The following is a 25,495-nucleotide window of genomic DNA, read 5'->3' as shown; positions in this document are numbered from 1 at the left end:
AACCGAGGCCGGCCGTCCGGCATGGAGCAAAGCAAGCGTGGCAGGCCGCGTTCACCCCCGACAATTGGCGTTCTCGCTTCCGCACGCGGAGAGCCTCAGCCGGGACAATTTCCTCGAAGGCCCCGCCAACGCTGCCGGCCTTGCCCTGATCGACGGCTGGCCGGAATGGCCGAACCGGATCATGTGGCTGGCCGGCCCCGAAGGCAGCGGCAAGAGCCATCTCGCCGCGATCTGGGCCGCGGAGGCCGGCGCCCGCTCGACCACGGCCAATGCGTTGACCGCCGCAGGCGTTCCCGGTGCGCTCGCCACCGGCGCGCTGGTGGTCGAGGATCTCAAGGCCAAGGACTTTGACGAGCGCGCCCTCTTCCACCTGATGAACCTCGCCCGCGAGGACGGCGCTTATATCCTGTTCACCGGGCGCGAGGTGCCGGCTTCGCTGGACATCGAGCTCCACGACCTGCGCTCGCGGCTGCGCGCCGTTCCGGTGGTCACGCTGCTGCCCCCCGACGACCAGCTCTTCCGTGGCCTGATCGTCAAATTCTGCGCCGACCGCCAGCTCTCCGTGGACGAGAGCGTGGTGAGCTACCTCGCCACGCGCCTGGAGCGATCCTCGGCCGCCGCCCGGCGGGCCGTCGAACTGCTCGACAGCGAGGCCCTGCGGCTCGGCCGCCCCGTGACCCGGGCGCTGGCCGCCGAGCTGCTCCGGGACGCCTGACCCCGCCCAACGCCGCTTGACGGCGCGGAACTGCGGAACATCAATGTCATCGAAACGTCATCGCCCTAACACATGCTCCCGCCGGTTTTGCGCGTAGGTCGCAAATTGGGGCAAACTGGATGGACCGACTTCTCATGGACTCCGCTCAAGCTATTGAAACAAAAGAAAAAGACGCGGAAGCCGAGAGCCTGCCGGCGATCGCCTCGAGCCCCGAGCGATTCATCAACCGCGAGCTCTCCTGGCTGCATTTCAACCGCCGTGTCCTGGAGGAATCGGTCAATCCCAGCCATCCCGTGCTGGAGCGGGTGCGATTCCTGTCGATTTCCGCCAATAACCTCGACGAATTCTTCATGGTGCGCGTCGCCGGCATCAAGGCCCAGGTGCGCGAGGGCATTTCCGAGCGCAGCCCCGATGGCCTGACGCCGTCCGAGCAGCTCGCGCTGATCAACCGCACCGTCTCCCAGCTTGCCTCAGACCAGCAGGCGATCTGGCGCGACCTGCGCGCCACGCTGGCCGATGTCGGCATCGTGCTGGTGGACGGCAAGGAGGTCACCAAGGCGGAGCGGACCTGGATCGAGGACTACTTCCTCAACAACGTGTTCCCGCTGCTGACGCCGCTCGCGATCGACCCGGCCCACCCCTTCCCGTTCATTCCGAGCCTCGGCTTCACCATCGCGCTCCAGCTTACGCGCGCCGCCGACGGCAAGCAGATGAACGCGCTGATCCGAATGCCCGGCAAGATCGACCGCTTCATTCGCCTTCCGGCGGAGGGCACGGTACGGCTGATCTCGCTGGAACAGGCCACCGCCCTGTTCATCAACCGCCTGTTCCCCGGCTACAATCTGCATGGCCAGGGCTCCTTCCGCATCCTCCGCGACTCCGAGCTCGAAATCGAGGAAGAGGCCGAGGACCTCGTCCGCCTGTTCGAGACCGCGCTGAAGCGCCGCCGCCGCGGATCGGTGATCCGGCTCGAGATCGACGCCAAGATGCCGGAGCAGCTCCGCAACTTCGTGCAGCATGCCCTCTCCGCCGCCGACGACGAAGTATTCCTGGTCGACGGCGTGCTCGCCATGAACGAGCTCTCGCAGCTCACCCGCCTCGACCGGCCCGACCTCGAATTCACCCCTTACGTGCCACGCCATCCCGAGCGCGTGCGCGAGCATGGCGGCGACATCTTTGCCGCGATCCGGCAGAAGGACCTCGTCGTCCATCACCCCTACGAATCCTTCGACGTGGTGGTGCAGTTCCTCCAGCAGGCAACGCGCGACCCCGATGTCGTCGCGATCAAGCAGACGCTCTACCGCACCTCCAACAACTCGCCGATCGTGCGCGCGCTCGCCGAAGCCGCCGAGGCCGGCAAGTCCGTCACCGCGCTGATCGAGCTGAAGGCGCGCTTCGACGAGGAGGCCAACATCCGCTGGGCGCGCGACCTCGAACGCGCCGGCGTGCAGGTCGTCTACGGCTTCCTCGAACTGAAGACGCACGCAAAACTCTCGATGGTGGTGCGCCGCGAGGGTGGCAGCCTCACGACCTACGTCCACACCGGCACCGGCAATTATCACCCGGTCACCGCGCGCATCTACACCGACCTTTCCTACTTCACCTCGGAGCCGACCATCGGCCGCGACGCCGCGCGCGTCTTCAACTTCATCACAGGCTATGCCGCGCCGAGCGATCTGGAAAAGATGGCGGTGTCGCCGCTGACCTTGCGCAAGCGCATCATCGAGCACATCCAGGGCGAGACCGCGCATGCGCGGCATGGCCGCCCCGGCGCGGTCTGGATGAAGATGAACGCGCTGGTCGACCCCGACATCATCGACGCGCTCTACGAGGCCTCGCAGGCCGGCGTCCAGGTCGAGCTCGTGGTGCGCGGCATCTGTTGCCTCAGGCCCGGCATTCCCGGCCTGTCGGAGAACATCCGCGTCAAGTCGATCATCGGGCGCTTCCTGGAACACGGCCGAATCTACTGCTTCGGCATGGGCCAGGGGCTGCCGAGCGCGAAAGCGGCTGTGTATATCTCCTCGGCCGACATGATGCCGCGCAACCTCGACCGCCGCGTCGAGGTGCTGTGTCCGCTGCAAAATCCTACGGTGCATCAGCAGGTTCTCGAGCAGATCATGGTCGCGAATCTGAAGGACAATGAGCAGAGCTGGCAATTGTTGCCGGACGGGTCCTCGACGCGTATGAAGACCGCGAAGGGCGAGGAGCCTTTCAACGTCCACAACTACTTCATGACAAATCCGAGTCTATCTGGCCGTGGAAAGTCGCTCAAGGAATCCTCGCCGCGCCGTCTCACGCGCCGTAATGAACGTCATCAATCCTGATCCGGGATCGTGGACGTGAAGCGGCCGCGTAAGCGCGGCTCGAGCGTCGCGGTCATCGACATCGGTTCCAACTCGGTCCGTCTCGTCGTCTACGAGGGACTGACGCGGAGCCTCATTCCGATCTTCAACGAGAAGACGCTGTGCGGCCTTGGGCGCGAGGTGCAGAGCACGGGCCTGCTCGCGCCCGACGCCGTCGACAAGGCGTTGACCTCGCTGAAGCGGTTCCGCGCGCTGTGTCGCGTGATGCAGGTCGGACGCGTGTTCGCGATCGCGACCGCCGCCTGCCGCGACGCCTCCAACGGCCCCGACTTCATCGCCAAGGCCGAGCGCATCTGCGCCGTCAAGATCGAGATCCTGTCGGGCCCGCGCGAGGCGCGGCTGTCGGCGCTCGGCGTGATCTCCGGCATCCACCACCCCGACGGCATCGTCGGCGACCTCGGCGGCGGCTCGCTCGAACTGATCGACGTGCGCAGGAACAGCGTGCGCAGCGGCGTGACCCTGCCGCTCGGCGGGCTCGCGCTCCAGGACCTCGCGCACAAATCGCTCAAGCGCGCCGACCGTATCGTGCGCGAGGAGCTCGACGAGGTGCCGCAGCTCAAGGCGGGTAGCGGCCGCACATTCTACGCCGTCGGCGGCACCTGGCGCGCGCTCGCGCGCATCCACATCATCCAGAGCGGCTATCCGCTCCAGGTGATGCACGGCTATTCCATCTCCGCGGCCGAGGCTCTCGACTTTTCGCGTCGCCTCCGCCGTCTCGCGGCCGCCGACATGCTCGCCGACATCGAGATCGTCGCCGATGCGCGGCGCCCGCTCCTCACCTATGCGGCGCTGGTGCTCGAACACATCATCCGGGTGGCGAAGCCCAAGACCATCGTGTTCTCGACCTTCGGTGTGCGCGAGGGCCTGCTGCACGAGAAGCTGCCGGAGACCGAGCGCAACAAGGACGGGCTGATCTGCGCGGCCGAAGAGCTCAATCAGCTGCTGTCGCGCTCGGCCAAGCACGCCCGCGAGCTGATCGCCTGGACCGATCGCCTGGCGCGCGTGGTGAAGCTGCGCGAGACGGACGAAGACCGCCGCTTGCGCCACACCGCGTGCCTGCTCTCCGACATCGGCTGGCGCGTGCATCCCGATCACCGCGGCGAGCAGACGCTCAGCCTCGTCGTCAACGGCAATTTCGGCGCGATCACCCACACCGAGCGCGCCTTTGTCGGCCTATCCGTGTTCTATCGGTATGCGGGCCTCAGCGAGGAAAACCAGCCGCCGGCCAACACGCAGGAGTTGCTGACGCCGGCCCAGCTCGACCGCGCCCGCCTGCTCGGCGCGGCATTCCGCGTCGCGCATCTGATCTCGGCGGCACGGCCAGGCGTGCTGCCCGCCACCCATTTCCGCAGCCAGGGCCGCAAATTGATGCTGGTGTTCGAGCACCGTCTCGGCGACATCGTCGCCGACCGCGTCGGCAGCCGCTTCCGCCAGCTCGCCCGCCTGGTCAACCGGGCCGGCTCGATCGTGCGGCGGTAGTTCACCTCTGCCTGCGGCAGAGGTGAACTAGACGTCCCTCGGAAAGGCTTACTCTGCCGAAACCTTGGCGTGGCGCTCGGAGGATTCCAGCGCGGCCTGGCTCAGGCTGCGCCGGCGCCAGATGGTGCCGACGACCAGCACGACGACGACGCCGAGCGCCGCGCAGAGATATTCGCCGCCTCCGCCGCCATGGCCGAATTGGGCCGGGATCCGCAGTGCGCCGAGCATGTTGTCCAGTGAGGCGCCGAGCGGGCCATCGAACAGCGAGTGGAGCTTCGGTGCGACGCCGGGATCGGTCGCGATCACCTCGCCCGCGATCCAGCCGAGCAGCGCGGCGCCAGCCCAGACCAGGACCGGCAGCTTTGCCAGCAGCGCCATGATCAGCGCGGCACCGGCGACGATCAGCGGCACGCTGATGGCAAGACCCAGCACCAGCAAGGGCACGCTGCCATTGGCAGCGGCGGCGACCGCAATGACGTTGTCCAGACTCATGACGATGTCGGCGACGACGACGATCTGCACCGCCTGCCACAGATGCGAGGCGGACTCGACGCCGTCCTCGTCCTCGTTCTCCGGCACCAGGAGCTTGGCTGCGATCACGATCAGCGCGAGACCGCCGACGAGCTTGAGATACGGCAGCTCCATCAGGCTCGCGACGATGCCGGTGAAGATGATCCGCAGCAGCACCGCGGCGCCGGCGCCCATGATCATGCCCCACAGCCGGTGCCGCGGCTTCAGGCCGCGGCAGGCGAGCGCGATCACCAGCGCGTTGTCGCCGGAGAGCAGGATGTTGATCCAGATGATCTTGCCGACCGCGATCCAGAAGGTCGGTTCGGCCATCTCGTTGCGAAACTGGGTGAAGAATGCCCCGATCGTAGCGGGATCGAAGACCTGCCAGAGCCAGTTCACAATGCGTCCTTTCGCCCCGTCGTCTCAAAAAGCATGATTCGGAACAGTGAAGCGGTTTTCCGAAAAGATCACGCCCAAACAATAAATTGAAGCGCGATGACTGTCATCGCGCTTCAATCGGCTGAATGATCAGCCGACGATCTCGTTGCCCGAGAAGAACTGCGCGATCTCGATCGCGGCGGTCTCCGGCGCATCCGAACCGTGTGCGGAGTTCTCGCCGATCGACTTTGCGTAGAGCTTGCGGATGGTTCCTTCGGCCGCCTTGGACGGATCGGTCGCGCCCATCGCGTCGCGGTACTTGGCGACGGCGTTCTCGCCTTCGAGCACCTGGACGACCACCGGGCCCGAGGTCATGAACTCGACGAGCTCGCCGAAGAACGGGCGCGCCTTGTGGACGGCATAGAAGGTTTCGGCCTGTTCCTTGGTCATGCGGATGCGCTTCTGCGCGACGATGCGCAGGCCCGCCTTTTCGATCACGGCGTTAACCGCACCGGTCAGATTGCGCGCGGTCGCGTCGGGCTTGATGATCGAGAAAGTACGTTCGATGGCCATGATCTTGTCCTTGAGAAGAAAGCAGTGGTTCGGAGTTGCGGGGCTTATATCGGCGCCTTTGCCGGACGGCAAGCGACCGCCCAAACCGCCTCCCGGGCGCTTCGCCGCAGGCCGCCCCGGCGGATCCAGACGTGGATTACCGAGATTTCATCCAGATGAACCCAATCTGAAGCCCCCATTCAGGCTTTGGTTCAGCTTCGCCGGCGTAAGGTTGGGTCTATCGAAACCAAAGCCTGATCGTCAGGCAGACAGTTTCGGCGGCCTTTCCATCGACGCGATACCCCGCGCCGGCAGTTTTGAGGAGATCACCATGTTGAGGAAACTTTCGCTTGCCGCTGTCGCTGCGGTCGCGCTGGGTGCCGCGCTGGCACCGACCTCGGCCTCTGCTCACTGGCATGGCGGCGGCTGGGGCTGGCACGGCGGCGGCTGGCATCACGGCTATGGCTGGGGTGGCCCGCGCTACTATGCCCCCGTCTCCTACGGTTATGGCGGCTGCTATGTGCGCCGGCTGGTCCCGACCCCCTGGGGACCCCGCTGGCGGATGATCAACCGCTGCTACTGAGCCCGCAGCACCTTAACTTAAGGGTGCCGCCCGCCCCCCCAACGGCCCTTCCAAGAGAGGCCCCGGCGATCCCCCCGCCGGGGCCTCGTTTTTGAGCAGGCACGACGAATTCATACAATTTTTGCTAGAACGCCGGACATTCCCCACGAGCGGCGAAACCATTTGGAGGCCAACGACTTGGTACCGTGTCGTTACTCTGCAACATGGAACTTCGTCATGACGGGCTTTTTCGCCAATGACAGCGAACAGATCGATCGGCGCACCAGCCGCTCGATTTGCGATGCCGTGGGCGAACGGCTTCAGCAGAGTCTCCGCCCCGACCCCCGGCTGCCGACGCATCTCGAACAGCTCCTCAACGAGCTGAAGAAGCGCGACCGCGAAGGCGGCGCTCACTGACAGGCCGTAGACATAGAACGGGCAGCGCAAAAACGGGTTGCGTTTGATCCCGGCTGCGGTGACAAGGCCGCATGCTGTCCATCACCGACCTCTCCATCCGCCTCGCCGGACGCCTTTTGATTGACCAGAGTTCCGTGCAGATCACGCCCGGATCGCGCGTTGGCATGGTCGGGCGCAACGGCACCGGCAAGTCGACGCTGTTCAAGGTGATCCGCGGCGAGCTCGCGGCCGAGCACGGCACGGTGACCCTGCCCCCACGCTGGCGCGTCGGCAGCCTCGCGCAGGAGGCGCCGAACGGCCCCGAGAGCCTGATCTCGGTCGTGCTCAAGGCCGACCTCGAACGCGACGCACTGCTCGCCGAAGCCGAGAGTGCCACCGATCCGCACCGGATCGCCGAGATCCAGACCCGGCTGGTCGACATCGACGCGCATTCGGCGCCGAGCCGTGCCGCCGCGATCCTCTCCGGCCTCGGCTTTTCCGCCGCCGATCAGCTCCGGCCCTGCGCCGAATTTTCCGGCGGCTGGCGCATGCGCGTCGCGCTCGCCGCGACGCTGTTCGCGGCCCCCGACCTGTTGCTGCTCGACGAGCCCACCAATTATCTCGATCTCGAAGGCACGCTGTGGCTCGAGGATCACCTCGCACATTATCCGCGCACGGTGATCGTGATCAGCCACGACCGCGACCTCCTGGAAAGCTCGGTCGACCAGATCCTGCATCTGGAGCGCGGCAAGCTCACGCTCTACAAGGGCAGCTACTCCTCCTTCGAGGAGCAGCGCGCCGCGCGCGAGCTGCTCGATGCGAAGGCGGTCAAGCGCCAGGAGGCCGAACGCGCCCGCCTGCAAGCCTTCGTCGACCGCTTCAAGGCCAAGGCCTCCAAGGCCCGCCAGGCGCAATCGCGCGTGAAGATGCTGGAGCGGCTGAAGCCGATCACCGCGCTGGTCACCGAGGACGTGCGCGAGATCAGCTTCCCTGCGCCGGAAAAAATCCTGTCGCCGCCGATCATCGCCGTCGACAACGCCTCGGTCGGCTACGATCCGGCAACACCTGTGCTCGGCCGCGTCACCTTGCGTATCGACAATGACGACCGCATCGCGCTTCTCGGCGCCAACGGCAACGGCAAGTCGACGCTGGTGAAGTTGCTCGCCGGCCGCCTCGCGCCGTTCTCGGGCAAGGTCACGCGCGCCGACAAGCTGTCGATCGCCTATTTCGCGCAGCATCAGCTCGACGAATTGAACGAGGACGCCTCCGCCTACGATCACGTCCGCAAGCTGATGGGCGATGCGCCCGAAGCGAAAGTGCGTGCACGCGCCGGTGCGATCGGCTTTTCCGGCAAGGCGGCCGACACCAAGGTGGCAAAGCTGTCGGGCGGCGAGAAGGCACGGCTGCTCTTGGGGCTTGCGACCTTCTTCGGCCCCAACATGATCATCCTGGACGAGCCGACCAACCATCTCGACATCGACAGCCGCGCCGCGCTCGCCGAAGCCATCAACGAATTCCCCGGCGCGGTGATCATGGTCTCGCATGATCGCTATCTGATCGAGGCCTGCGCCGACCGGCTCTGGATCGTCGCGGACCGCACCGTCACCAATTACGACGGCGACCTCGACGAATACCGCCGCCTGGTGCTGTCGGCGCGCAACAGCGAACCCGCCCCGCGCGAACGCAGCGCCGCAAGCGAGAAGCCGCCGCGTCCGAAGTCGGACAATCGCGGCTCGCTGAAGAAGCGCATTGCGGAAGCGGAAGCCGAGATCGCCCGCGTCAGCGACATCATCGCCAAGATCGATACCGCGCTATCGCTCCCCGACATCTTCACCCGCGACCCCAAGCAGGCCGCGCAGTTGTCGAAGGCGCGCGCGAATGCCGCCGACGCGCTAACGCGCGCGGAAGAGCAATGGCTTGAGGCGAGCACGCAGTTCGACGAGGCGGCGGGCTAGTCTGGCAGGCTGGGCTGGCGGGGACCGGCTGAGGCTCCATCAAAATCCGAAAAACAACCCCAAAATACCTGCACGATTCCATCTGTTACCATTGGGCAATCTGCTCCGCCGCGCTGGACCCGGTCATCCCCCGAACTGGTTGAAAACGGGGCTGGCACGTTGGCGCGCGATACGTACGCCGCGCCGGGTCAGGTCGCGCAACTGCAGGAACATCATCGCAGTCATCAATGCGTCGTTGAAGGCATCGTGCTGCCCAAGAGACGGAATGCGGAGGTCGTGGAGGATCGCGGCGAACGACAGATCGACCGGGGTGTTCGGAGGCGCGTTGCCGTATTTGCGTTCGTAGTAAAGCCGCGACACTTCGATGCGTTCGTTGGGCAGCTCGATTCCCACCAGCGGCAGGATGTACTTGTCCAGCATGGCGATGTCGAAATCGACATAATAGCCGATCAGCGGGCGCGGCCCGATGAAATGCAGAAAGCCTGGCAGCACCTTCCAGACGATCGGCGACGCTTCGACGTCGGACCGGCGCAAGCGGTGAATCTTGATCGCCTCCGCCTCCAGTTCGCTATCGGGATGGACGATGGCTTCGAAACGCGCGCTGGTCAAAATCCGGTTGCCGCGGATCTTGATTGCTGCAATGGCGACAACGTCGTCCGTTCGCACATTCAGACCGGTGGTCTCGCAATCGATGACGACAAACTCGTCGTCCGGAGCGCGATCGAACATGAAGCGATACGATTGATCGCTCAGGGTCGCCTGGTGCAACAGTCGTTTGATCGCACGGGGCAGCATTCTAGAACACGCCGAGCTTGAAATGATGACCGACAATTTCCCGAAACTTCTTCACCACCTGGAGCGCGTCACGCAATAGATGACGCTCCATGCTGGACAGTTGCGCCGGTCTCACCAGAGTCCCCGACGCGCCCGCGGATGCGGCCAGCTGCCCGTCGAGCCGAAGCATCAGCAGGAATCGGAAGGCTTGCTTCAGGTCGCGTCCAAAGTCCCCTTGCAGCACGCCGAGGTCACAGAGCCGGGAAATCCGCTTGTCGGTGGAGGTCTCGCGCAGGCCCTGTTCGAGCGCCAGACTGCGAACGCCGTGCACGATGGGAAAGATGCCGCCCTTCTTGAGATCCAGCGCATCCCCTGTGCCCTCGGACGTGATCAGGTTGTTGAAGAGGCCGATCGGCGTTTCAAACGCGTCAACGGCGCGCGCGAAGTGGGCCATGAACGCCTGCTCGCCCCGGGTCATGTCGATCAGCGCCGTCTTGGCGTCGTTCAGGAGCTGCTCATTGCCCGCGATCGCCTGCGCATCGTAGACGATGGCCACATTCATGTGCCCGGCCTGATCGGGAAGCACGATCCAGCGGCGCAAATCCGCGCGATAGTCCGAAAGCGGCCGGGACCACAGCGGATTGCGCACCATGATATCGCCCGGACAGGGCGGAAAGCCGAAGCTCTGCAGAGCGACGAAGAATTCCTGACGGAACGCCTCCAGGATTTCTTCCTGCATCGGACCTGCGAGGATAAGGCCGTTGTCCTGGTCGGTACGGATGGTCTGCTCGCCCCGCCCTTCGCTTCCCATCACGATCAAGCAGCTGCTGGTGCGCAGCTCGGCCGGCGCGATCATTTCGAACAATCGAGACAGCAGGCGTCTGTTGAGGTCGGAGACAATCTCCGCAATGACCTCCACCTTGACCCCTTGCCGTCGCAGCACGCGCGTTTGCGTCTCGATCTCCCGCGCCGCGGTGGCGAGGTCCTGCTGACTCGAGGCTCGATCGATGCGGCCGGCGGTGACTTGAGCGCTTCCCGCCAAGAACCCCAGCAGATCGATCTCCTCCAGAATTCCGACGAGCTCTTCGCCGTCGCGCACGGCAAGCCGCCGCTTGTTGTGCTTGGTCATGAGCAGGAGAGCCGAGGAGACGAAATCATCGCGGCGCAGCGACACGATGTCGAAATTCGCGAGCTCGCCGATCGGCGTCTGGATGGACTGGCGCCGCAGCACCACCGCCTTGGACAGGTTCATGCCGGTCACGATGCCGATCCGCTCGCCGTCCCGGACAAACAGCGCATTGCTGTTGATCTCGCGCATCAGATGCCCGGCGGCCTCGATCGTATCACTGGCAGCCAGAAACACCGGCGGATGCAGGAACAGTTCGCCGACCTTGGCGTGCATCAACGAACCGTAGCGTCCCGTCTCCTCGTCGTTGGCGAGCTCGTCCAGCTTCTGGGATATCTCTCGGTAGAAAAAAGCCGCAAAGCGCGGGTTCGCCTTGATCAGATCGAGCGCGACCCTCCTGGGGATCACGTAGCAAAGCGTCTCGTCGCGGGCGAGAAACTGGTGCCCGCTATGGTCGTGAACGAGCGCGCGGCTGTCGAACGTGTCCTTGGGACCGAGCAATGCCAGCAGGTCGGCCTCGTTCCGCTCCTCGACGATGCCCTTGATCACGACATAGAGGGCCTCCGCCGGGGTGTCCCGCCTGATGATCGCTTCGCCCGGACTGAAGTACCCGATGTCCAGCGCGGCCCGCAACGTCTCGGCCTCGCTCGGCGTCAGACGATCGAACGGCGGGTTGGTGATATCGAACGCCTTGGGCATTTCGGCCTTTCGAAGATGCGGACCATCCGAGGATCCGACGATTGACCATCGAAAGCGCAGCACCGGCCGGTCCATGTGAACCGGCCGGTACCGAAGCGACGTCCCGCGGATCCTCGCTTAGTGAGCCGTGGCCGAAGCAGCACCGATACCGGTCTGAGATCGGACATATTGCGCGTCAAAGCCATCGCGATCGGCCGCGGCGCGCCTGCTGCGGTCCAGGATCGAGACCAGCCAGATCCCCGCAAAGGCGAGCGCCATCGAGAACAGCGCCGGATTGTCCAACTTGATGGGAGCCGACCCCTTGGCGAAGCCAAGCGTCGCCTCCCAGACTGCCGGCGAGAGGACCACGCCCACAACCGCGCTGAACAGCCCAAGGAAGCCACCGAACACGGCTCCCCGCGTCGTCAGGCCTCTCCAGAAGATCGACATCACCAGCACGGGGAAATTGCAGGACGCCGCAATGGCGAAAGCAAGGCCCACCATGAAGGCGACGTTCTGGTTCTCGAACACGATGCCCAGGAAGATCGCAAGCACGCCGAGCACCAGTGTCGCAATCTTCGAGACCCGGATCTCGTCCTGCTCGTTTGCGTTCCCGCCCTTGATCACCATGCCGTAGAGATCGTGGCTGATGGATGATGCCCCGGCCAGGGCCAAGCCTGACACGACGGCCAGGATTGTGGCAAAGGCAACGGCCGAAATGAAGCCAAGGAACAGATTGCCGCCGACGGCGTTCGCGAGATGGATCGCTGCCATGTTGGAGCCGCCCTTGATCGCCGCGATTCCGCTCTTGGTCTTCTCGAGAATGCTCCCGTCCAGAAACATCGCGTCGGTCGAAACCAGCGTGATCGCGCCAAAGCCGATGATGAAGGTCAGGATATAGAAATAGCCGATGAAACCCGTGGCGTAGAACACCGACTTGCGGGCAGCCTGAGCGTCCTTCACCGTGAAGAAGCGCATCAGGATGTGCGGCAGGCCCGCCGTTCCGAACATCAGCGCCAGACCGAGCGAGATGGCGGAGAGCGGATTGGAAATCAGGCTGCCGGGCTCCATGATCGCGAGTTTCTTGGGATGCACCTCGGTTGCCTTGGTGAACAGCGCTTCCGGGCTGAACCCGAACTTGTAGAGGACCGCGCCGGCCATGAACGTTGCGCCTGAGAGCAACAGCACCGCCTTGATGATCTGCACCCAGGTCGTCGCCTTCATCCCGCCGAACGTCACGTAGATCATCATCAGGCCGCCAACCAGGACGACCGCGATCCAGTAGTCGAGACCGAACAACAGCTGGATCAGCTTACCGGCACCGACCATCTGCGCGATGAGATAGAACGCAACCGTCACCAGCGAGCCGCACGCCGCCAGGATGCGGATCTCGGTCTGCCCGAGCCGAAACGACGTCACGTCGGCAAAGGTGAACTTTCCGAGGTTGCGCAATTGTTCGGCGATCAGAAAGGTGACGATCGGCCATCCCACCAGCCAGCCGACGGAGTAGATCAAGCCGTCGTAGCCCGAAGTATAGACGAGGCCCGATATGCCGAGGAAGGACGCCGCCGACATGTAGTCGCCTGCGATCGCAAGTCCGTTCTGGAAGCCTGTAATTCCGCCACCGGCCGAGTAGAAATCCGCGGCCGATGCGGTCCTCTTGGCGGCCCAATAGGTGATGACGAGCGTCAGACCAACAAACCCGACGAACATGCCGATCGCCGACCAGTTGGTCGCCTGTTTGGAGCCGCCGTCGATGCTGCCGGCGGCGAGCGCAATGGTGGGCATGCTTGCGAGCAGGATCGCCGAGAGCCAAGAGAATTTTTTCACGGGCGGTTCTCCTCGACAACCTTGCGAATGAGCACGTCGTAACTGGAATTCGCCTGGCGGACATAGATACCCGTCAGCACGAAGGCGAGCACGATGACGGACAGTCCGATTGGAATGCCGATCGTCGTCACGCCGCTGCCCAGCGGTATCCCGAGGAACTTGGGAGCGTAGGCGACCAGCAGGATGAAGCCGAAGTAGATGACGAGCATAACTCCCGACAGCATCCAGCCCAGCGACGAACGTCGGCGCACGAGCTCCTGGTAGTTCGGATCGCGTTCAATCTTGGCGAGGTTGCTCACGTCAATGATCCCCTGGATGATCCTCTGAAATTTCTTGCCATGACGGATGCCCCTTCTCTCGAGGAGCTGTCCTAGCCTGCACTGACGGCCGGCCGGGCTCCATGATCCAGATCAAGCGCGGTCGCTCCTCGTGCGAATGTGTCTGCAGGCGGCGCGTCAATCGGAAACATCCGCGCCTGCCGACGAAATGGCCCGTGTCGCTTGCGCACATTTGGAGTTACGTTGGACGCAATTTGCGTCAGCGCATTGCGGATGATCGGGCTCTACAGTCGAGAACGATCGGCATTTTTTAGCCCAAGCGATTTCCAACCGAGACGAAATGCAAACAAAGGAATGATGAAGGGATAGCTCAAATGTCTGCACCCGAACCGATCAAGTTCACCGACGGCGTGGCTTACGAGCGCTTCATGGCCCCCTGGAGCCGATCGGCCGGCGCACTCTTCCTGGACTGGCTGGCGCCAGGCTCCGGATTGACCTGGGTCGATGTCGGTTGCGGCAATGGCGCGTTTACCGAGCTCATCCTTGCGACGTCCGCCCCGTCGTCCGTTTGCGCGATCGATCCCTCCGACGCGCAGATCGCGACGGCGCGCGCGAAACTATCGGCCAAACAGGTCGAGCTTTCGATCGGCGATGCCATGGCCCTTCCCTACGACGCCAACCGCTTTGACGTTGCGGTGATGGCGCTGGCGCTGTTCTTCGTCCCCGACGCGCAGAAGGGCGCCGCGGAGATGGTCCGCGTCACCAGGCCCGGCGGCATGGTCGCGTCCTACACCTGGGACATCGTCCGGGGCGGCTCGCCCACGCAGCCGCTGTGGGAGGAGATGGACGCTCTCGGCAAGCCTGCACAGCGTCCGCCAAGTACAGATGTATCGCGGTTCGAGGCGCTGAAGCCGCTTTGGGCGGAGCTCGGCCTCCGCGAGGTCGAAACCCGCGAACTGGTTGTCGAGCGAACGTTTGCGAATTTCGATGACTACTGGCTGTCGATGGTCGTCAGCAGCCCGGCCGGCATATTGGCGAGGCTGTCGGAGACGGAGAGCGCGGAGCTCATGCGCCGGCTGCGGGCAAGACTGCCGGCGAGCGCGAGCGGTGAGATCACTGTTCATGCCTCGGCCACCGCGATCAAGGGACGCAAAGCCGCTCGATGATGCGGACGGTCGCGAACGACGATCACCGCAATCCGGGGACCGGGCGGTCAGATCCTGTCGTTCGAATATGCAATGCAAGGACGGCCATAGCCGTCCCGCGCTCGCCTTACGCCGACTTCTTCTTCGCCTTCGGCTTGGTCGCCTTCGGCACGGCCGGCGCCTCCGGCGTGCCCTCGATCGAGGACAGGCGGCCGGCAGTGAAGGTATAGATGCCGGCGCGCGGGCCGGTGGTCCAGGTGACCACGGCGACGCGCCGGCCGATGGCATCATTGGAGAGGTTGACGGTCGAGGGCGCGCCGATGCCGCGCACCACGTCGCATTCGGTGTGGCCGAGCGCGACCGTGCCGCCCATCGGCGCCGTCGTCGACGCATTGGCATCAGCCGGTCCAGGAGGCGGCGCCATGCCGGGACAGGCCCCGTCGGCGCTAACCAGATCTTCCGCCGTTACGGGCTTGTCGGGGGTCAGCGGCGGCGATTCAATCGAGATGCTCTTGATGAACAGGCGGCTGGGCGTGTTGAACCACTGGGCATCCTTGGACAGCAGATCGCTCGCGCCCGAGCAGCCCGCGACCAGCGGTGCTAGCGCAGCCAACGCAACTATGAGCGAGCCGGGAAGCTTTTGATGTCGCACGATAAACTAAATTCCCCGTGTGAAGGACCAGCCCTAAACGATTGTCCCAACATCACTTTGCGGCACCAAGGTGGCCAAGACCAGCCTTACCCGAAAAGTGCAAATTATCATTAATTGCTGACGACCGCTAATTCCGCCGCTGCCACCGGCCCCGTTCGTCGGCCTGCCAATAGGTGACATCAAATCCCCGCGCCTTGCAATCCGTCCAGGCGCTGCGGGCGAACGCCAGCGCGTCCGGATCGTCGCCGTTGAACAGCAGCACCATGCGTTCATAGCCCTGGGCGTCCTGCGGCAGCGCGGCGTTGTCGATCAGGAAGCGGACATGGGCGCCGTTGGGATTGCCCTCCTCGATCGCCAGCACGATCGGCTGGTCGGCGACATCGTTCACACGCCATGTCGCGTGCGGCAGGAAGGAATCGTCGCGATAGGTCCACAGATGCGCATCCAGCGCATCGGCGCGTTCCTCCGAGGTCGACTGCACCACGACGCGCCAGCCGCGCTCGAGCGATTTCTCGAGCAGCGGCGGCAACACGCTCTCCACCGTCATGTTTTGCAGATGGTAGAACAGCACTTCCGTCATTTGCGCTCGTAATGATCTGCCACCAGACGATTCAGGAGGCGGACGCCGTAGCCGCTTCCCCAGCTCTGGTTGATGTCGGTCTTCGGCGCGCCCATGGCGGTGCCGGCGATGTCGAGATGTGCCCAGGGCGTGCCGTCGACGAAGCGCTGGAGGAACTGCGCCGCGGTGATCGAGCCGCCATGGCGGCCGCCGGTGTTCTTCATGTCGGCGAACTGGGAATCGATCAGCTTGTCGTATTCGGGGCCGAGCGGCAGGCGCCAGACCTTCTCGCCGCTCTCGATGCCGGCCGTCAGCAGCCGGTCGGCGAGCTCGTCATTGTTGGAGAACATGCCGGCATGCTCGGTGCCGAGCGCGACCACGATCGCGCCGGTGAGCGTCGCCAGGTCCACCATGAATTTCGGCTTCGTCTTCTTGGCCACGTACCAGAGCACGTCGGCCAGCACGAGGCGGCCTTCGGCGTCGGTGTTGATGATCTCGATGGTCTGGCCCGACATCGAGGTGACGATGTCGCCCGGCCGCTGCGCATTGCCGTCGGGCATGTTCTCGACGAGGCCGATGGCGCCGACCACGTTGGCCTTGGCCTTGCGCGCCGCAAGCGCGTGCATCAGCCCGACGACGCAGGCAGCCCCGCCCATGTCGCCCTTCATGTCCTCCATGCTGCCGGCCGGCTTGATCGAGATGCCGCCGGTGTCGAAACAGACGCCCTTGCCGACGAAGGCGACCGGGGCCTCGCCCTTCTTGCCGCCCTCCCAGCGCATGATCACGGTGCGGCTCGGCCGCGTCGAGCCCTGGCCGACGCCGAGCAGCGCGCCCATGCCGAGCTTGTCCATCGCCTTGACGTCGAGCACCTCGACCTTGACGCCGAGCTTGCGCAGCAGGCTGGCGCGGCGCGCGAATTCCTCGGGGAAAAGCACGTTGGGCGGCTCGTTGACGAGGTCGCGCGCGATGATCACGCCGTCGACGACGTGGCCGGCCGAGACAAACGCCTTCTTGGCCGCGACGACATCGCCGACCGCAAGCGAGATGTCGGCGCGTAAGCCGCCCTCCTCGCCGTCCTTCTTCTTGGTCTTGTAGCGGTCGAACTTGTAGGCGCGCAGCCGCAGGCCCGCAGCGATCGCAACCGCCTGCTCGCTCGTCATGGCGCCGTCAGGCAATTCCGCCATGATCGTCATGGTGGCAGTACCGGCGGAGAGCTTGCCCGCCGCCACGCCGCCGAATTTGAGGAAGTCGTTCGCCTTCGGGCCCGTCGCCTTGCCGGCCCCGATCACGATCAGGCGGGTGGCCTTCACCCCCTCCGGCGCCAGGATGTCCAGCGCGGCGCCGCTCTTACCCTTGAAGGCGGCGGCCGCGGCCGCCCGCTTCACGAGTTCGGTACCGCCGCCCAGTGCCTTGGCGGTCGCGGGGCCCAGCTTCAAACCGTCGTCGCAGAACACGACCAGGATGCCACGGGCGGCGGCAGACAACGGGACGAAGCCGACCTTGATGGCATCGGACATGGGTAACTCCTCCAAAACATGGGGCTTTTTGCCGCTCGGCGGTTCCGGCCACGGGCCGGCGCTGAACGGCGATTCACTGGACTTTCCCCACTATGGGCCACCGGCCGGGCAGATGCCAAGCACCGCCCGTGGCCGCCAGGCCACAACGAGCGAAATATTAACCATATATTGAGGGTGCCATGGGCCAGCCATTTTGTTGACGGATCAAAGGGATGGTAGTGAGAGGGTAAGCTGGCTAAGAGCTGTTTGTCCGACCTTGGGGATCCCCTTTCGGGGATTGGTTGGACGGCAGAACTTCGGCCGGCATTGGGGCTTTGGTGGGATTCGTGCGGTAGTGCATGGGGTCAATCGATAGGTATATCTTCCGCACGACGCTGGCGTCGTTTGCGCTGGTCCTGGTCAGCCTCACCGGCGTGATCTGGATTACGCAGGCGTTGCGCGGCATCGACCTGATGACGAGCCAGGGTCAGACCATCCTCACCTTCCTCGGCATCACCAGTCTCGTCGTGCCCGCGCTGGTCCTGATCATCTCGCCGATCGCGCTGATGATCGCGATCTCGCACACGCTGAACAAGCTCGCGACCGATTCCGAGATCATCGTGATGAATGCCGCCGGCTTCTCGCCGTTCCGGCTGTTCTATCCGTTTTTCTACGCCACCTGCGTGGTGGCGCTGCTGGTCGCCTTCATCGCGGCCTATCTGGCGCCCGACGGCATGCGGCGGATCAAGCAGTGGGACGCCGAGATCACCGCCGACGTGCTCACCAACATCCTCCAGCCCGGCCGCTTCGCCCAGCTCGACAAGAACCTGACGATCCGGATTCGCGAACGCCAGCCCGGCGGCATTCTCGCCGGCATCTTCATCGACGACCGCCGCGATCCCAACGAGCGCGTCTCGATCGTCGCCGAGCATGGCGAGGTCGTGAAGAACGACAACGGCTCGTTCCTGGTGCTGGAGACGGGCAATCTCCAGCGCTTCGAGGCGGGCAAACGCGATCCCGCGCTGGTGGCGTTCGGTCGCTACGGCTTCGACATGTCGAAGTTCTCGGGCCAGGGCCGCGACGTCACTCTCGGCATCCGCGAGCGCTATCTCTGGGAGCTGTTCTCGCCGTCCGAGGACGATCCCGTCTACAAGCAGATCCCCGGTCAGTTCCGCTCGGCCTTGCATGACAGCCTGCTGGCGCCGATCTATCCGTTCGCCTTTGCCGTCCTGACCTTCGCCTTCCTCGGTGCGCCGCGCACCACCCGCCAGAGCCGCAATTTCTCGATGGGCTCGTCCGTCGTCGCGGTGTTCGGCCTGCGCATGGCCGGCTTCGCCTGCTCGGTTATGGCGGTGAAGTCGCCGGGCGCAGTGCTGGTCCAATACGCGATGGTTTTGGGCGCCATCGGCGTCGGGATGTGGATGATCGTCGGCGGCATCGTGGTCGAGCCGCCGCCCCGCCTCATGGAGGCGATCAACAGGTCGAACGCGCGCATCGCACGGCTGTTCGGACGGCCGGCCACCGCATGAGCATGCTCACCAATACACTCGGGCGCTATTTCGCCGGCCGCTTCGTGGTCGCGGCGCTCGGCGTGTTCGCCGGCATCTTCCTGCTGCTGGTGCTGGTCGACTACATCGAGATGGTGCGCAAGACCTCCGGCCTTGCATCCGCCTCGGCGATCATGGTGGCCGAGACCTCGCTGTTTCGCGTGCCCCAGTTGCTGGAGAAGCTGACGCCGTTCTGCATGCTGATCGGCGCCATGACCTGCTATCTCGCCCTCTCCCGCCGGCTGGAGCTCGTGGTTGCGCGCGCAGCCGGCGTCTCCGCCTGGCAGTTCATCTCGCCGGCGCTCGGCAGCGCGCTCCTGATCGGGGTGATCGCAACCGTCGCCTACAATCCGATGTCGGCCAATCTGCGCGAGCTCTCCAAGCGCATGGAGGCCGAGCTGTTCGGCTCGGCGCCGGGCGGCGGCATCCAGGACGCCTCCGGCTTCTGGCTCAACCAGGTGACCAACGACGGCCAGACGATCATCAATGCGGCGCGCAGCGAGCAGCAGGGTGTCCGGCTCACGGGGCTCACGCTGTTCCGGTTTGACACAGAGCAGCACTTCAAGGAGCGCATCGAGGCGCGCGAGGCGGAGCTCGAAGCCGGACAATGGATATTCAGGAACGTCCGCCGTTTCTCGCTCGACGCGCCGCCGATCGAGCAGGCCGTCCTGGCGATTCCGACGACGTTGACCGAGGCCCAGGTCCGCAACAGCTTTTCCACACCCGAGACTGTGTCCTTTTGGCAACTACCGAGCTACATCCGCTCCTCCGAAAGCTCAGGCTTCGCGACAGCCGGCTATCGACTCCAGTATCACAAGCTGTTGGCGCAGCCGTTTTTGCTCGCCGCCATGGTGATGCTCGCGGCCTCGGTGTCGTTGCGCTTCTTCCGGATGGGCGGCGTGCAGAAGATGGTTTTGAGTGGCGTGGGCGCAGGCTTTCTGCTCTACGTTCTGTCGAAAGTGACTGAAGACTTGAGCAAGGCTGAGTTGATGCATCCGATCGCTGCGGCGTGGTTGCCCGTGGTGGTGGGCGGCCTCACCGGCTTCTTGGCCTTGTTGTATCAGGAGGACGGTTAGTGACTGCCGTCCGTCGAGGGCCCGTGTCTCGTCTGACGCGCCGCACCGTGGTGCGCGCGAACGGGTGCGGCTTGTCCGTTCGCAGGCTGCTGCTCGCTGTCGTCGCTGCAGCCTCGCTCGGGGCGCTGATCGACCTTGCCGCCGTGGCGCCGGCCTCCGCCCAGAGCTTCACCTACAATCCGCTGCCGCCGCGTCCGAAGCCGCCGAAGGTCGCCAACGACAACCAGATGCTGGTTCAGGCGACCGAGGTCGACTACGACTACAACAATTCGCGCGTCTCCGCGGTCGGTAACGTCCAGCTGTTCTACAACGGCACCAGCGTCGAGGCCGACAAGGTCATCTACGACCAGAAGACCAAGCGGCTCCATGCCGAAGGCAACATCCGCATGACGGATGCCGACGGCAAGATCACCTATGCCGAGATCATGGATCTCTCGGACGACTACCGCGACGGTTTCGTCGATTCGCTGCGCGTGGACACCGCCGACCAGACCCGCATGGCGGCGAGCCGGGCCGACCGCTCCAGCGGCAACTACACGGTGTTCGAGAACGGCGTCTACACGGCCTGCGCGCCGTGCAAGGACGATCCGAAGAAGCCGCCGCTGTGGCAGGTCAAGGGTGCGCGCATCATCCACGACCAGCAGGAGAAGATGCTGTATTTCGAGACGGCGCAGCTCGAATTCTTCGGCGTGCCGCTCGCCTACATGCCCTATTTCTCGACGCCCGACCCGACCGTGAAGCGCAAGACCGGCTTCCTGATGCCGTCCTACTCGTCGAATACGCCGTTCGGCTACGGCGTCGAAGTCCCGTTCTACTGGGCGATCGCGCCCGACATGGACATGACCCTCAACCCGCGCATCACGTCCCGGCAGGGCGTGTTGTTCCAGGCTGAATTCCGCCAGCGCCTGCTGGACGGCGCCTACCAGATCCGCGCCTATGGCATCAACCAGCTCGACCCGGGCGCGCTCGCCGGTCAGCCCGGCGACCGCGAGTTCCGCGGCGCGGTCGACACCAAGGGACAGTTCGCGCTGAATGACAAATGGGTCTGGGGCTGGGAAGGCGTAGTCATGTCCGACTACTACTTCTTCTCGGACTACCGTCTGTCGCAGTACCGTGACCCGCTCGGATCGTTCCTGATCCTGCCGACCGACGCGATGTCGCAGCTCTACCTGACCGGCGTCGGCAATCGCAGCTTCTTCGACGCGCGCACGATGTACTGGCTGAGCTACTCGGGCAACCAGAGCCAGGTGCCGATCGTCTACCCCGTGATCGACTACTCGAACGTGCTCAACTATCCGGTCTTCGGCGGCGAGTTCAGCTACAAGACCAATTTCGTGAACCTGTCGCGTGATACCGCCGTGTTCGATCCGATCACGACGCTCGCCAACACCAACAGCCTGTGCACGACGGCGTCGGCCGATCCGCTCGCGCGCACGCCGTCGCAGTGCCTGCTGCGCGGCTTCCCCGGCACCTACACCCGCCTGTCGGCGGAAGCGCAGTGGCGCAAATCATTCACCGACCCGCTCGGCCAGATCTGGACGCCGTTCGTCAGCCTCCGCGCCGATGCGATCAACTCATCGGTCTCGAACCAGCCGGGCGTGTCGAACTACCTGCCGGTCGGCGACACCCAGGCGTTCCGCCTGATGCCGACCGTCGGCCTCGAATACCGCTATCCCTTCATCAACGTTCAGCCCTGGGGCTCCACCACGGTCGAGCCGATCGCGCAGATCATCATCCGCCCGAACGAGACCTATGCCGGCAAGCTGCCGAACGAGGACGCGCAGAGCGTGGTGTTCGACACCTCGAACCTGTTCAACGTCGACAAGTTCTCCGGTTACGACCGCGTCGAGGGCGGCGGACGCGCCAATGTCGGCGTGCAGGCCACCACGCAGTTCGACAAGGGCGGCGCCGTCAAGGCGCTGTTCGGCCAGTCCTACCAGCTGTTCGGCATGAACTCCTACGCGGTCCAGGACTCCATCAACACGGGTCTGGATTCCGGCCTCGACAAGCCCCGCTCCGACTACGTGGCGAGCCTCGCCTACTCGCCCAACCGCACCTACACGTTCAGCGTCCGCTCCCGCATGGACGAGCAGACCTGGAACGTCCAGCGCTTCGAGGCCGAAGGCCGCGCCAACTTCGATCGCTGGTCGATCGCCATGATGTACGGCAACTACGCGCCGCAGCCGGAACTCGGCTATCTGACGCGCCGCGAGGGCATCCTGACCACGGGCTCGCTCAAGGTCGCGACCAACTGGGTGGTATCGGGCTCGGCACGCTGGGACCTCGAGGCCAACAAGATCAACCAGTATGTGCTCGGCGCGGGCTATGTCGACGATTGCTTCGTGCTGGCGGCGAACTATGTAACTTCGTATAGCTACTCCGCGGGCACGACGCCGCCCGTCCTGAGCCATGCGTTCATGTTCCAGATTGGCCTGCGTACGCTGGCGACCTCGTCGACGAGCAGCGGTTCCGGCGTCCTCCAGTAAACGGTTTGAAGTGCCGGTCGCGTTTTCCCAATCGCAGGTTCACCGCGGCTGACATGCGAGCGATAAAAATGACGACTGCTTTGCCTATGTTCCGCCTCCTCCTCCTCGTCCTCGCCGCCCTGTTTCTGGCCGCCGCGCCGGCGCGCGCGCAGAACATCGTCGTCATGGTCAACGGCGATCCGATCACCGATTTCGACATCGACCAGCGCTCCAAGCTCGACCAGCTGACGACGCAGAAGACCCCGAGCCGGCAGGACGTCATCAACGAGCTGATCGACGACAGGGTGAAGCTGAAGGAAGGCAAGAAGTACGGCGTCGATCCCGGCGTCTCCGACATCAACCAGTCCTACGAGGGCATGGCGCAGCGCATGCGGATCTCGACGGATCAGCTGACCAAGTCGCTCGAGGTCAAAGGCGTCCGCCCCGAAACGCTGAAGGCCCGGATGAAGTCCGAGATGGTCTGGACCAGCCTCGTGCGCGGCCGCTTCAAGGAGAAGCTGATGGTCGGCGAGCGCGACGTCGCGCAGGCTGTGCAGGCCCAGACCGGCGACAAGCTCCAGATCGAGGGCACCGAATACAAGATGCAGCCGATCGTGCTGATCGTGCCGCGCGGCTCCTCCCCGACCTTCCTGGAGACGCGGAAGAAGGAGGCCGAGACCTACCGCTCGCGCATTGCGAGCTGCGAGGAGGCCAATTCGCTGTTCCGCTCGACGCCGAACGCCACCATCCGCGACAGCGTCACCAAGACGACCGCAGAACTGCCCGACGCACTGCGCAAGGTGCTCGACGACACGCCGATCGGCCATCTCACCGCGCCCGAGGTGACCAAGGCCGGCATCGAGATGGTTGTGCTGTGCTCGCGCAAGCCGACCATGATCGACACGCCGAAGAAGCGCGAGATCCGCGAGAAGATGTACACCGAGAAGTACGAGAAGACCCAGAAGGCCTATCTCGACGAGCTCCGCAAGGCGGCGATGATCGAATATCGCAACCGCTGATGGCCAACCACGCAGCAAAGCCCCTCGCCCTGACGCTGGGAGAGCCTGCCGGCATCGGCCCCGACATCACGATTGCGGCCTGGCTCCGGCGCCGCGAGCTGAACCTGCCCGCCTTCTACCTGCTCGGCGACGAGGCGCTGATCGCGCGACGCGCCAAGACACTAGACAAGACGCTGGGTAAGGCACTCGGCGCCGAGATCCGGATCGCCTCCGTGACCGCGCGCGAGGCCGCGGCCGCCTTCACCGAGGCCCTGCCCGTGGTTGCGACCGGCGAGCGCGCAACGGCCGAACCCGGCCAGCCCGACGCCTCGAGCGCGCCGGCCGCGCTCGCCTCGATCCGCCAGGCGGTGGCCGATGTCCGCGCCGGCCGCGCCGGCGCCGTCGTCACCAACCCGATCGCCAAGAGCGTGCTCTACCGCGCGGGCTTCCGCCATCCCGGCCACACCGAATTCCTCGCCGAGCTCGCCGCAGAGGACGGCCGCGTGCCGCAGCCGGTGATGATGCTGTGGTCGCCGCGGCTCGCCGTGGTGCCCGTGACGATCCACGTCTCCTTGCGCGACGCGCTGTCCCAGCTGACGAGCGAATTGATCGTCTCGACCGTGCGCATCGTCGCGGCCGAGCTGAAATCCCGCTTCGGCATCACGAGGCCGCGCATCGCGATCTCCGGCCTCAACCCGCATGCCGGCGAGGACGGCTCGCTCGGCCACGAGGAGCAGACGGTGATTGCGCCGGCGCTCAAGGCGTTGCGCAATGACGGCATCGATGCACGAGGCCCGCTGCCCGCCGACACCATGTTCCACGAGGCTGCGCGCAACAGCTATGACTGCGCGGTCTGCATGTATCACGACCAGGCGCTGATCCCGATCAAGACGGTCGCCTTCGACGACGCCGTCAACGTCACGCTCGGCCTGCCCTTCGTCCGCACCTCGCCCGATCACGGCACCGCCTTCGACATCGCCGGCACCGGCAAAGCCAATCCGGCAAGCCTGATCGCGGCGCTTCAACTCGCCAGCCGCATGGCGGCTGCCAAAACCTGATGAGCGCGATCGACGACCTCCCGCCGCTGCGCGAGGTCATTCGCCAGCACGCGCTGTCGGCCCGCAAATCGCTCGGCCAGAATTTCCTGCTCGATCTCAACCTCACCGCGCGCATTGCGCGCGCGGCCGCACCGCTTGAGGACTCCACCATCGTCGAGATCGGCCCGGGCCCGGGCGGCCTGACGCGTGCGCTGCTTGCGCTCGGCGCCAGGCGCGTCATCGCCATCGAGCATGACGAGCGCGCAATCCCCGCCTTGCAGGATATTTCCGCGCGCTATCCCGGCCGGCTCGAGATCGTCCACGGCGATGCCATGACCTTCGACCCGCGCCCGCTGCTCAATGGCGAACGCGCAAAAATCGTCGCCAATCTGCCCTACAACATCGCGACCCAGCTTCTGATCGGCTGGCTCACCACCGAACCGTGGCCGCCCTGGTACGACATGATGGTCCTGATGTTCCAGCGCGAGGTCGGCGAGCGCATCGTGGCGCGCGAGGACGAAGAGGCCTATGGCCGCCTCGGCGTGCTCGCCAACTGGCGCTGCGAGACCAAGATCCTGTTCGACATTGCGCCGTCCGCCTTCGTGCCGCCGCCGAAGGTGACCTCCTCCGTCGTGCGTCTGGTGCCGCGCACCGAGCCTCTCGCTTGCGATCGCAAGCTGCTCGAACAGGTCGCGGCCGCAGCCTTCGGCCAGCGCCGCAAGATGCTGCGGCAGAGCCTGAAATCGCTGGGCGTCGATCCGGCGCGGCTTGCGCAGGCCGCCGGCGTCGATGCGACGCGGCGCGCCGAGACCGTTCCGATATCGGGCTTTGTTGCCATGGCGCGTGAATTGGCGGATATACGAGCCGAAACCTGACGCATGATCCGGAAAAGTGTGAAGCGGTTTTCCGACCAGATCATGCTCA

The 25,495-nt window shown here is 64.9% G+C and carries 22 protein-coding genes; 13 read left to right on the top strand and 9 right to left on the bottom strand.

What is annotated here, in order from left to right:
• Window positions 1-37: 37 nt before the first annotated feature.
• From XI08_RS17500 to ppx, 3 genes are all read left to right on the top strand, one after another.
• On the top strand, window positions 38-715 hold the full coding sequence (locus XI08_RS17500) for a DnaA ATPase domain-containing protein (protein ID WP_271575341.1): 678 nt from the start codon (window positions 38-40) through the stop codon (window positions 713-715).
• 134 nt (window positions 716-849) lie between these two features.
• Window positions 850-3,039, top strand: a complete 2,190-nt coding sequence (locus tag XI08_RS17495; RefSeq protein ID WP_271575360.1) for an RNA degradosome polyphosphate kinase — start codon at window positions 850-852, stop codon at window positions 3,037-3,039.
• Window positions 3,040-3,054: 15 nt separating this feature from the next.
• Window positions 3,055-4,557 carry an exopolyphosphatase gene (gene ppx / locus XI08_RS17490; protein WP_271575340.1) on the top strand — a complete coding sequence of 501 codons (1,503 nt, stop codon included), beginning with the start codon at window positions 3,055-3,057 and terminating at the stop codon, window positions 4,555-4,557.
• Window positions 4,558-4,605: 48 nt separating this feature from the next.
• Here the strand turns inward: ppx and XI08_RS17485 are convergent, their stop codons facing one another.
• Window positions 4,606-5,466, bottom strand: a complete 861-nt coding sequence (locus XI08_RS17485) for a TerC family protein (protein WP_271575339.1) — start codon at window positions 5,464-5,466, stop codon at window positions 4,606-4,608.
• Between the two features lie 129 nt (window positions 5,467-5,595).
• On the bottom strand, window positions 5,596-6,018 hold the full coding sequence (gene ndk / locus XI08_RS17480; RefSeq protein WP_011086893.1) for a nucleoside-diphosphate kinase: 423 nt from the start codon (window positions 6,016-6,018) through the stop codon (window positions 5,596-5,598).
• Window positions 6,019-6,328: 310 nt separating this feature from the next.
• Here ndk and XI08_RS17475 point away from each other — a divergent pair, with 310 nt between their 5' ends.
• The 3 genes from XI08_RS17475 (at window position 6,329) to XI08_RS17465 (ending at window position 8,910) form a co-directional block, all read left to right on the top strand.
• On the top strand, window positions 6,329-6,580 hold the full coding sequence (locus XI08_RS17475; RefSeq protein WP_027542959.1) for a hypothetical protein: 252 nt from the start codon (window positions 6,329-6,331) through the stop codon (window positions 6,578-6,580).
• 216 nt (window positions 6,581-6,796) lie between these two features.
• Window positions 6,797-6,976, top strand: coding sequence for a hypothetical protein (locus XI08_RS17470; RefSeq protein WP_027542960.1), 180 nt, complete (start codon window positions 6,797-6,799; stop codon window positions 6,974-6,976).
• Window positions 6,977-7,047: 71 nt separating this feature from the next.
• On the top strand, window positions 7,048-8,910 hold the full coding sequence (locus XI08_RS17465; RefSeq protein WP_271575338.1) for an ABC-F family ATP-binding cassette domain-containing protein: 1,863 nt from the start codon (window positions 7,048-7,050) through the stop codon (window positions 8,908-8,910).
• 123 nt (window positions 8,911-9,033) lie between these two features.
• Here the strand turns inward: XI08_RS17465 and XI08_RS17460 are convergent, their stop codons facing one another.
• The 4 genes from XI08_RS17460 to XI08_RS17445 all read right to left on the bottom strand — a co-directional run bounded on the left by XI08_RS17460 (window position 9,034) and on the right by XI08_RS17445 (window position 13,617).
• Window positions 9,034-9,705, bottom strand: coding sequence for a 3'-5' exonuclease (locus tag XI08_RS17460; RefSeq protein ID WP_027542962.1), 672 nt, complete (start codon window positions 9,703-9,705; stop codon window positions 9,034-9,036).
• 1 nt (window position 9,706) lies between these two features.
• Window positions 9,707-11,509: a putative nucleotidyltransferase substrate binding domain-containing protein gene (locus XI08_RS17455; RefSeq protein WP_271575337.1), complete on the bottom strand. Its 1,803-nt coding sequence runs from the start codon at window positions 11,507-11,509 to the stop codon at window positions 9,707-9,709.
• 117 nt (window positions 11,510-11,626) lie between these two features.
• Window positions 11,627-13,276, bottom strand: a complete 1,650-nt coding sequence (locus tag XI08_RS17450) for a cation acetate symporter (protein ID WP_049823239.1) — start codon at window positions 13,274-13,276, stop codon at window positions 11,627-11,629.
• A gap of 38 nt (window positions 13,277-13,314) precedes the next feature.
• Window positions 13,315-13,617 (bottom strand): DUF485 domain-containing protein, encoded by a 303-nt coding sequence (locus XI08_RS17445; RefSeq protein WP_027542965.1) that lies wholly within the window; start codon window positions 13,615-13,617, stop codon window positions 13,315-13,317.
• A gap of 353 nt (window positions 13,618-13,970) precedes the next feature.
• Between XI08_RS17445 and XI08_RS17440 the strand changes: the two genes are divergently transcribed.
• Window positions 13,971-14,762, top strand: coding sequence for a class I SAM-dependent methyltransferase (locus tag XI08_RS17440; RefSeq protein ID WP_271575336.1), 792 nt, complete (start codon window positions 13,971-13,973; stop codon window positions 14,760-14,762).
• Window positions 14,763-14,868: 106 nt separating this feature from the next.
• On the opposite strand, the gene XI08_RS17435 is transcribed toward XI08_RS17440, so the two are convergent.
• The 3 genes from XI08_RS17435 to XI08_RS17425 form a co-directional block, all read right to left on the bottom strand.
• Window positions 14,869-15,354 (bottom strand): hypothetical protein, encoded by a 486-nt coding sequence (locus XI08_RS17435; RefSeq protein WP_271575335.1) that lies wholly within the window; start codon window positions 15,352-15,354, stop codon window positions 14,869-14,871.
• 166 nt (window positions 15,355-15,520) lie between these two features.
• Complete coding sequence (locus tag XI08_RS17430) at window positions 15,521-15,973, bottom strand: DNA polymerase III subunit chi (protein ID WP_271575334.1); 453 nt, start codon at window positions 15,971-15,973, stop codon at window positions 15,521-15,523.
• On the bottom strand, window positions 15,970-17,469 hold the full coding sequence (locus XI08_RS17425) for a leucyl aminopeptidase (protein ID WP_271575333.1): 1,500 nt from the start codon (window positions 17,467-17,469) through the stop codon (window positions 15,970-15,972). Before XI08_RS17425 ends, XI08_RS17430 begins: the two co-directional genes overlap by 4 nt.
• Before the next feature lie 338 nt (window positions 17,470-17,807).
• On the opposite strand from XI08_RS17425, the gene lptF reads away from it, so the two are divergent.
• The 6 genes from lptF to rsmA all read left to right on the top strand — a co-directional run bounded on the left by lptF (window position 17,808) and on the right by rsmA (window position 25,446).
• Window positions 17,808-18,977, top strand: coding sequence for an LPS export ABC transporter permease LptF (gene lptF, locus XI08_RS17420; RefSeq protein ID WP_027542970.1), 1,170 nt, complete (start codon window positions 17,808-17,810; stop codon window positions 18,975-18,977).
• Complete coding sequence (gene lptG, locus XI08_RS17415) at window positions 18,974-20,071, top strand: LPS export ABC transporter permease LptG (protein WP_027542971.1); 1,098 nt, start codon at window positions 18,974-18,976, stop codon at window positions 20,069-20,071. Before lptF ends, lptG begins: the two co-directional genes overlap by 4 nt.
• Window positions 20,071-22,557, top strand: coding sequence for an LPS-assembly protein LptD (locus tag XI08_RS17410; RefSeq protein WP_027542972.1), 2,487 nt, complete (start codon window positions 20,071-20,073; stop codon window positions 22,555-22,557). Before lptG ends, XI08_RS17410 begins: the two co-directional genes overlap by 1 nt.
• A 68-nt stretch (window positions 22,558-22,625) precedes the next feature.
• Window positions 22,626-23,555, top strand: coding sequence for a SurA N-terminal domain-containing protein (locus tag XI08_RS17405; RefSeq protein ID WP_271575332.1), 930 nt, complete (start codon window positions 22,626-22,628; stop codon window positions 23,553-23,555).
• A complete protein-coding gene (gene pdxA, locus XI08_RS17400) occupies window positions 23,555-24,592 on the top strand; it encodes a 4-hydroxythreonine-4-phosphate dehydrogenase PdxA (protein ID WP_271575331.1) in 1,038 nt (345 codons plus the stop codon). Before XI08_RS17405 ends, pdxA begins: the two co-directional genes overlap by 1 nt.
• Window positions 24,592-25,446, top strand: coding sequence for a 16S rRNA (adenine(1518)-N(6)/adenine(1519)-N(6))-dimethyltransferase RsmA (gene rsmA / locus XI08_RS17395; RefSeq protein WP_271575330.1), 855 nt, complete (start codon window positions 24,592-24,594; stop codon window positions 25,444-25,446). Before pdxA ends, rsmA begins: the two co-directional genes overlap by 1 nt.
• Window positions 25,447-25,495: the final 49 nt, after the last annotated feature.

It is taken from the genome of Bradyrhizobium sp. CCBAU 11361, from assembly GCF_028128935.1.
Lineage (GTDB): Bacteria > Pseudomonadota > Alphaproteobacteria > Rhizobiales > Xanthobacteraceae > Bradyrhizobium > Bradyrhizobium niftali.
Note: the sequence above shows the minus strand (reverse complement) of the source record. Positions and strands in the feature narration are given on the sequence as shown.